General features: G+C 71.7%; 7 protein-coding genes. 3 read left to right on the top strand and 4 right to left on the bottom strand.

Features of this window, described 5'->3' with window-relative positions; genetic code table 11:
- The first annotated feature begins 275 nt into the window (after nucleotides 1-275).
- Nucleotides 276-1,775: a hypothetical protein gene (locus tag NBZ85_RS23760; protein ID WP_261559393.1), complete on the top strand. Its 1,500-nt coding sequence runs from the start codon at nucleotides 276-278 to the stop codon at nucleotides 1,773-1,775.
- A gap of 132 nt (nucleotides 1,776-1,907) precedes the next feature.
- Here NBZ85_RS23760 and NBZ85_RS23755 read toward each other — a convergent pair whose 3' ends face one another.
- Together NBZ85_RS23755 and NBZ85_RS23750 are read right to left on the bottom strand one after the other, a co-directional pair.
- On the bottom strand, nucleotides 1,908-2,630 hold the full coding sequence (locus NBZ85_RS23755; protein ID WP_261562624.1) for a maleylpyruvate isomerase family mycothiol-dependent enzyme: 723 nt from the start codon (nucleotides 2,628-2,630) through the stop codon (nucleotides 1,908-1,910).
- Nucleotides 2,631-2,670: 40 nt separating this feature from the next.
- On the bottom strand, nucleotides 2,671-3,234 hold the full coding sequence (locus NBZ85_RS23750; protein WP_261559395.1) for a hypothetical protein: 564 nt from the start codon (nucleotides 3,232-3,234) through the stop codon (nucleotides 2,671-2,673).
- A 583-nt stretch (nucleotides 3,235-3,817) separates the two neighbouring features.
- On the opposite strand from NBZ85_RS23750, the gene NBZ85_RS23745 reads away from it, so the two are divergent.
- A complete protein-coding gene (locus NBZ85_RS23745) occupies nucleotides 3,818-4,075 on the top strand; it encodes a hypothetical protein (protein ID WP_261559396.1) in 258 nt (85 codons plus the stop codon).
- A 64-nt stretch (nucleotides 4,076-4,139) separates the two neighbouring features.
- Nucleotides 4,140-5,126 (top strand): HAD-IIA family hydrolase, encoded by a 987-nt coding sequence (locus NBZ85_RS23740; protein WP_261562623.1) that lies wholly within the window; start codon nucleotides 4,140-4,142, stop codon nucleotides 5,124-5,126.
- Here the strand turns inward: NBZ85_RS23740 and msrA are convergent.
- The gene (gene msrA / locus NBZ85_RS23735; RefSeq protein ID WP_261559398.1) at nucleotides 5,063-5,728 is read right to left on the bottom strand and encodes a peptide-methionine (S)-S-oxide reductase MsrA; all 666 of its coding nucleotides are present in this window, start codon (nucleotides 5,726-5,728) and stop codon (nucleotides 5,063-5,065) included. The genes NBZ85_RS23740 and msrA overlap by 64 nt on opposite strands.
- A 100-nt stretch (nucleotides 5,729-5,828) precedes the next feature.
- On the bottom strand, nucleotides 5,829-7,121 hold the full coding sequence (gene phoH2 / locus NBZ85_RS32830; RefSeq protein ID WP_261559399.1) for an RNA 5'-3' helicase PhoH2: 1,293 nt from the start codon (nucleotides 7,119-7,121) through the stop codon (nucleotides 5,829-5,831).
- Nucleotides 7,122-8,117 lie beyond the last annotated feature (996 nt).

Raw genomic sequence — 8,117 nt, 5'->3', positions numbered from 1 at the left:
GTGCTGCCCCTGCGCCATGTCCCCGCCCTTCCTGCCACCAGCAGATCTACCCGACACCGACAACTCTTCCCGGCACCAGGCTCGCACCGCCGTGGCAGGTCCGGGGCCGCCATCGGCCCGCCGCCGCCATGACCAGGCGCGGGGGCGCCCAATCTCACGCCGGCCCTACCGGTGCGGGATGACAAATCACTACAGAGCAGGATGTGTACGTGAATCGGGGACGTGGGGAACGGCCGCGCGGGTGGCGACCTCCCGGATTCCGGGGAGGAACGCGGGTGTCGAGGGGACTGCGGCGGGCGATCGGTGCGGGTCTGGCCGCGGCCGCACTGACGGTCGGGCTCGGGGCGTGCGACTCCGGCGACAAGGCGCAGGCAGCACCGGCCGAGGTCGTGCTGAACCGGGGGCAGGAGTCCTCGATGCCGTTCCGGACCGATGCCGAGGGTGAGGCCCTACTCGACCTCACCACCGCCGCACCGGGCGTGTCGTGGGGTTCACCAGGCAGTGAATCCGCCGTGGTGTCCCTGTTCGTCGACAACACCTATGCCACCGACATCGTCATCCCCGCCTCGTTCCCCATCAAGCGGAGCCTGGCCCTGGGCCATCTCGCCGCGGGCAGTCACACCCTGCGAGCGCAGTTCGCCGCCGACCGCTCCCCCCAGGCGGCGGCCTCGGCCCGCCTGACCGGCCTCGTCTTTCGGACGGTGACGCCGCAGGACAACGGCTACCAGGCGCTGGCGCATGCCCCGGTCCTGTACGGCCGGATGGCGCCGCCTTCCGCCGCCGGAGCTGGCGGCACGGGGGCGGGATCAGCGTCGTCGACGGCGACCGCCGCGGACCCGCTGGCCGGCGGGCCGTTCCAGAACGCGATCACGGACACGCCGCTGCTGGCCTTCCACTCCGAGGCGCCCACCGCGATCTCCGGGCACCGGCTGCTGACCTACTCGACGGTGTGGAGCAACGAGGACGGCGGCACCTCCACCCCGGCGCTGATGGCGCAGTGGGGCCGGACCACCGACATCGAGTGGACCTACCAGGTGGAGATCGACGCCGCGGGCAACGCGATCCCCGGCAGCGCGGTGATCCAGGGCCCGGACCACGCGACGCAGCCCTTCACCGGCCGCTACGAGGGCGGCCACCCGGTGCTCGGTACCTGCACGCTGAACAACAACGTGTGCCAGAACCCGGATGGCCCGATGCGGTTCGCCCTGTCCGCCGCCGACGTCCTCGACCCGAACGCGGACGCCCGCGAGCGGGAGATGGACCGCAACCCGTGGACCTACTGGGTGATGTCGCAGGAGCTCGCGCGCGAGGGCAAGGTCGACGAGAACAAGGCACCGAACTCCACCACGAAGATCAGCGACCCGCGCAACTACCTCTACCTCATCATCCGTAAGAGCACGGTGGGTTCGCCGAACACCGAGAACAGCTGGGTCGGCCTGTCGGTCGGCGTGCGGCTGTCCGGCAACGGCGAGACCTACCGGTCGAACAAGATCTACCCGCTCTGGGCGATCGAACGGGACACCCCCGCCGCGACCGCCGTCGAGCTCCCGCCCGGCACGGTCGCCGAGGACATCTCGACGATCGAGGCCACCCGGGTCGTCGGGGCGGGCGTCGACCGCGGCGCCCGCATCCAGATCGACTCGATCGAGCGGGCGTTCCTGCTCGGACCGGACGGCCAGCCGCAGCAGTCGTTCCTGTTCACCCCGACGAAGGCGACCCTGAGCCAGGCCGCGCCGACCGCGACCCTGTTCCGCCGCCCGCCGGGCGGTTCCTGACACCGAGCACGGCGGGTGGCGGCACGTGCGGGCCGGCACCACGGTGCCGTCCCACCGGACGCCCCGCCATCCCGCGGTACACCCAGGTGGCACCACCCTGGTGCTGCCCCGCCCGCTCGGGCGCCCGTCGGGTCAGACGCCGGGATTCAGCGCCGCGAGCAGGGCCTCGTCGCCGAAGGCGGCGAGATCGGGATGCTCGAACGGCAGGCGCCCCCACAGGGCGAGCAGCACCGTGGCGGCGGGTCCACGCAGGGCGGCGTCTCCCCTGGCATGCTCCCGGGTCACGGTGACGTCCTTGCCGGCCAGCGCGACCAGCCACTCCCCCTCGACATCGGTGAGATGGACGTGGACACCGCCGTCGGCCAGCCCGGTGGTCGCGTGGGCGCGGCTGCCGGGCAGCAGGACGGTCAGCAGCTCGTCCGCGCCGTCCGCGGCCACCTCCGCCGTAGGCAGGTGAGCGGCGCCGATGGCGTTGTCGGCATCCCAGCGGTGCACGGTGAGCTCCTGGGCGAGGCGGCGGTGCCAGAACCCGGCGACGGGCGGCGCGACCCCGGTGTGGTTCCAGGCCGCCGCGGCGGGATCGGTCTGCCGCAGCGCGCGCAGCAGGTCGTCGAGGGCGCGCCGGTAGCAGGCGACCAGCCCCTCGTCGTCGGTGGGCGCGGGCGGGTTCGGCGGCGGCGGGTCGGTGGTGCCCCGCGGCACGACGACACTGACGCTGTGCAGCAGGCGCCCGACGTGCCGCAGCAGGCGGCGCGAGCTCCAACCCGGGCAGGTCGGCACGGGACTGTCGAGATGCGCGCTGGTCGTCGCCAGCAGCGCGAGGCCCTCGGCCTCGATGACCGCGAGATGATCCACCTGCCCAAGTCTGGCAGGTCAGGCGTCCCGCGGCACCGCGCTACCCAGCCGCATCGATGATCTGCGCCGGCGCGCCGATCTGGGCGGCCAGCCTCGTCCAGTGGCCGTCGGCCGTGTTGAGGGCGTCGGTCGTGCGCTGGAGCAGGACCGGTGGAGGCTGGGCGGTGCCGTCGAAGAGGTTCCCGCAGGCGGTGACGGCCTGCGCGTAGGCGGCGGCGCCGTCGGTCCAGGTCCGGCCGGCGGCGGCGACGGGCGGCACGCCGAGCCCGGCGATCCGGTCCACGGCCTGACCGAGCTGGGCGCAGGCCGGCTTCAGCGCCGTGCCGTCGGCTGCCTGGATGTCCGTGCGCACCGCGCTGACGGACGTTGTGATCTCGTCACGGATCCCGGCGGTGCCGGCGTACCAGGTGGCGAGCTGGGAGTTCACGTCGATGGTCGGCGGGACCGCCGCGCCGGCCTCGGCCTGCGTGCCGCCGCCGCCGACGACCAGGTACACCGCCACCACCGCGCCGGCGCCGGCCACACCCAGAATCGCCAGTCCGCGGCGACGCTCCTGGCGGGACAGTTCTTCCCAGCTGCGGTAGTCGTTACGGCGCCGGCGCACGGATCCCCCACATCGCGAGAAGTAACCGACAGAACAGACGCCCGAATCAACCCGGACGTTGCGTCGGATCGGCGCCGGCCCGGCCCGAGGCTCCCAGACTCACCCCGCGCCCTCCCCGGCCGGGAACCCGAAAGGCCTCGCCGGACCCGTGCCGCGCCCCGCTGAGATCGCGCCTGGACGCCACCACCGAGCCACCCCGCGGTGGACCACCGGAGCACCCGACGGCTTATGTCACATTTTTGATTTCGCCGTGCCCGGCGCGCCGCGAACGTATGCCAGGTGAGAACGGCCCTGCACCAGCCAATGCAAACGCGCGTTCCCTCGCCGCAGGCCGGATGACGACGCCGAGCAAATTCGGCCGTTTCGGTGGACTGGGCGACGGGAAAGCGCACGATATCGGAAGGGGCCATCCATGGCGTCGGTGTGCATCGTGGTGCATCGCCGCCTGGTCGGAGGGGCCCGGCGGCGATCATTTCGACGGCGGCATCCGGCAGCGCGAACTTCCGCGCCCGGCGCGATGCCCAGCCGAAATATGTGTTGCCGCCATGGGTGGCCGCTGAAAGACCTGCATAAGGGGGCATGAATGGTCGAGGGTGTGCCGTGCTGGTGGGAATCCACCTCCTTGCCGGACGGGACGGCGGACGACGGTGCCGCGGCCTGGGCCGTGGTCGTGCTGGGTAGCTCGGGCGGGCGGATCCGTGGGGTGGTCGGCCCGTTCCGGTCACCGGGCTATGCGCACAAGTACGCCCACGACGAGGGACTGCGCGAATGGCTCGTCGTTCCCGCTCTGTGCCTGACGATGCCGGCCGGGCAGCAGGCCGCCGGGGTCGCGGTGCTGTGAGACGCCGCTCCCAGTGACCGCTCCTGCCCGTCGGCGGGCCGGGCGGCGGGCAGAATCAGTGGTCATGCCGGAACGGACCATCGAGAACTATCTCATCGACATGGACGGCGTTCTCGTCCATGAGGAGCACCCGATTGCCGGAGCGGACACGTTTATCGCCGGCATCACCGCCGCCGGGCTCGGCTTTCTGGTGCTGACGAACAACTCGATCTACACGGCCCGTGATCTGTCCGCGCGCCTGTCCCGCTCGGGCCTGGAGATCCCGCCCGAACGAATCTGGACCTCGGCGCTCGCGACCGCGCTGTTCCTGCACACACAGCGCCCGGGCGGCTCGGCGTATGTCGTCGGCGAGGCAGGACTCACCACGGCGCTGCACGATATCGGATATGTGCTCAGCGACAGCTCGCCCGATTATGTGGTGCTCGGCGAAACCCGGACCTACAGCTTCGAGGCGATCACCCGGGCGGTCCGACTGGTGCGTGGCGGCGCCCGCTTCATCGCGACGAACCCCGACCCGACCGGGCCATCGGTCGAGGGCCTCCTCCCGGCGACCGGCGCCGTCGCCGCCATGATCACCAAGGCGACCGGGGTCACCCCCTACTTCGTCGGCAAGCCGAACCCGCTGATGATGCGCAGCGCCCTGAACACCCTGTCCGCGCACAGCGAGACGACGGTGGTGATCGGCGACCGGATGGACACCGACGTGGTCGCCGGCCTGGAGGCCGGCATGGACACCGTGCTCGTGCTCTCCGGTATCACGACGCACGCGGACGTCGAACGCTTCCCCTACCGGCCTACCGCGGTCGTGGACAGCATCGCCCGGGTCCCCGTCGGCCGCGACGTCCGCACCATCGACGGCGCACTCACCCCGCTGGCCGCGGCGCCCCGCCGCCCGGCGGCAGCCGCCACCCCCGACGACGCGGCGCCGGCCGCCACCCCCCGACGACGCGGCGCCGCCATCACCAACGCGGTGACGGCCTTCGGCCGTCAGCCGCCCGCGGAGGCGACGCCCACCGGGCAGGAGACTCCGGTGCCGCCGAGGCCGCAGTAGCCGTAGGGGTTCTTGGCATCGGACAGGTACTGCTGGTGGTACTCCTCGGCGAGGTAGAACGTGCCGGCCGGGGCGATCTCGGTGGTGATCGGGCCGTAGCCCGCCTCCTGCAGGACCTTCTCGAACCCGTCCCGGCTCGCGCCGGCCGCCGCGGCCTGCGCGTCGGACGTCGTGTAGATCGCCGAACGGTACTGGGTGCCGACGTCGTTGCCCTGGCGCATGCCCTGGGTCGGATCGTGCCCCTCCCAGAACGCCTTCAGCAGCTCGGCGTAGGAGACCTTCGCCGCGTCGAACACGACCAGGACCGCCTCGGTGTGCCCGGTCTGGCCGGAACACACCTCCTCGTACGTCGGGTTCGGGGTGGACCCGCCGGCGTAGCCGACCGCGGTCGTGTACACGCCGGGTATCTGCCAGAACGCGCGCTCCGCGCCCCAGAAGCAACCCAGGCCGAACACGGCTGACTCCAGCCCGTCCGGGAACGGCCCGGTGAACGAAGTGCCGAGGACGGTGTGCCGGGAGTCACCCACGAACACCGGGCGGTCCCGGCCCGGGAGCGCCTCCTCGGGCGTGGGCAGCGTGGTCTTATGGCGACCGAGGAACATCTGTGCCACCTCCGATGAGTGTCTCCTCTGACAACCACCCAGAGCGGCCGGGCGTTCCCGCGGACCGGGCCAGCGCGCGGGCCCGGTCCGGGTACAGCCGTCAGATGACCAGGTCCTCCAGCATCGTGGTCACGAGCGCCGCGATCGGTGAACGCTCCGAGCGGGTGAGGGTGACGTGCGCGAACAGCGGGTGGCCCTTGAGCGTCTCGATGACGGAGGCGACCCCGTCATGCCGACCGACCCGCAGGTTGTCGCGCTGCGCCACATCGTGGGTGAGCACCACCCGGGACCCCTGCCCCAGCCGGGACAGGACGGTGAGCAGCACCCCGCGCTCCAGCGACTGCGCCTCGTCCACGATCACGAAGGCGTCGTGCAGCGACCGCCCGCGGATGTGGGTGAGCGGGAGCACCTCCAGCATCCCCCGGTCGACGACCTCCTCGACCACCTCCTGTGAGACCAGGGCACCGAGCGTGTCGAACACGGCCTGCGCCCAGGGCGCCATCTTCTCGTTCTCGCTGCCCGGTAGGTAGCCGAGGTCCTGCCCGCCGACGGCGTAGAGCGGCCGGAAGACGACGACCCGCCGATGGGCCCGGCGCTCCATCACCGCCTCCAGCCCCGCGCACAGGGCCAGCGCGGACTTGCCCGTGCCGGCTCGACCGCCGAGCGAGACAATGCCGACATCCGGATCGAGCAGCAGGTCGAGCGCCACCCGCTGCTCCGCGGAACGCCCATGCAGCCCGAAGGCGTCCCGGTCACCGCGCACCAGGCGGACCTGCTTGTCCGCCGTCACCCGGCCGAGCGCCGAGGCGCTGCCCCCCGCCGTGGTGAGCACCAGGCCGGTGTGGCATGGCAGGTCGGCGGCCTCCAGGATCTCTGTGTACTCGCGGGAGTAGAGCCGGTCCAGGTCCTCCTGGGCGACGCTGAGCTCCGCCATGCCCGAGAAGCCGGTGTCCACCGGCGACAGCGCCTGGTACTCCTCCGCCGGCAGACCCAGCACCGAGGCCTTGACCCTCAGCGGGAGGTCCTTGGTGACCAGCACGACGTCCGCGCCTTCGCTGGCGAGGTTCATCGCGACACACAGGATCCGCGAGTCGTTCGTGTCCACCCGGAACCCCGGTGGAAGCACGGCCGCATCGGTGTGATTAAGTTCCACCCGAAGCGTTCCCCCACCCGCCAGCGGGATGGGCTGGTCGAGGCGACCGTGCCGGATGCGCAGGTCGTCCAGCAGGCGCAGGGCCTCCCGGGCGAACCAGCCCAGTTCCGGATGGTTCCTCTTGCCCTCCAGCTCCCCTATGACGACGAGGGGGAGCACGACATTGTGCTCCGCGAACCGCAGCAGCGCGCCAGGATCAGAAAGCAGCACGCTTGTGTCGACGACATGCGTTCGTGGCACACGCCCACCCGCTTACTCGGAGGTAGTCCGGGACCGACCCCTCCAGGAGCCGGGCACCGGCCTCCTGGTGTAGTCGCACTTGCCGCACCGAGGGGCCTCCCGAGAGGTCCGACACCACGCCGAACCACGGCTTGAGACGCTAGGGCTCTCACGGTAGCTGCCGCCTCCCAGGATGGCGACCCACTTCGGGCAACACGTTGCGTTAAGAACGGGAAACGTTTTGCCTTCTCGGATGCCTAACGTGTCCCTATTGGTGACACTCCGACCGATCGTGACGCCCCGCATCAGCCCTCCTCCCCAGGGCGCCGGCCAGCAGGCCTCGCATCCCACCCGTCGGCCACAGGAGCTCCTCCCCCTGCCTCACCCTCCCGGCGGGGATCAGCTCCATCTCCTGGAGGCCCGCGAGCAGCACGTCACTACGCCCGCGATCGACAACCGGCCGAAGCGCCCGCCGACCCCGGCCCGACCCGGCCCGCCGGCCCCGGCCCGGCCCGCCTTCCCGGTCAGATAGCGGCCAGATCGTGCCGAGGCCTAAGCACGGTTTCGGACTCGAAAACCGCCCCTAGACCTCGACACGATTCAGTGACCGAGCAGTGACGGCTCCTGCGGTAGCCGGCGGCGGGCAGACTCCGCCCTGCAAGCAGCAGGTGGCAGGTGGCAGTGCCGCACGATCGCCTCTCGGGCTGGTGTCTGGACCCGCCGGGCGCGGCAGATGCGTCACACGGGGGCACTGGCGAGCCAGCTGGGCCGGGAGCCGGGCCGTGGCGGAGACACGAAAACGGGGCGGGTCGCTCAGGCAGGGGCGGAAAGGCATCGGGATGGAATTCGGCGGAAAGGCGCTGGCCCGAGCGGGGAGAAGGCCTGCGACAGGGGCCGGCTGGCGCGGACGGGTAGCGCGGCCCCGAGGAGACAAGGAAAGGTAAGGAAAACCTTAGACCTGAGGCCGATCGGGACCCTCGGCACCAGTCCCGGGCAGCAGGCCGCGAGGTTCCGGGC

It is taken from the genome of Frankia tisae, assembly GCF_025403405.1.
Lineage (GTDB): Bacteria > Actinomycetota > Actinomycetes > Frankiales > Frankiaceae > Frankia > Frankia tisai.
This window is presented reverse-complemented; position numbering and strand designations above follow the sequence as displayed.

Coding starts and splice junctions, on each gene's coding strand:
- NBZ85_RS23745 (WP_261559396.1), top strand. CDS start 3,818: ATGGTCGAGGGTGTGCCGTGCTGGTGGGAATCCACCTCCTTGCCGGAC.
- NBZ85_RS23740 (WP_261562623.1), top strand. CDS start 4,140: ATGCCGGAACGGACCATCGAGAACTATCTCATCGACATGGACGGCGTT.
- msrA (WP_261559398.1), bottom strand. CDS start 5,728: ATGTTCCTCGGTCGCCATAAGACCACGCTGCCCACGCCCGAGGAGGCG.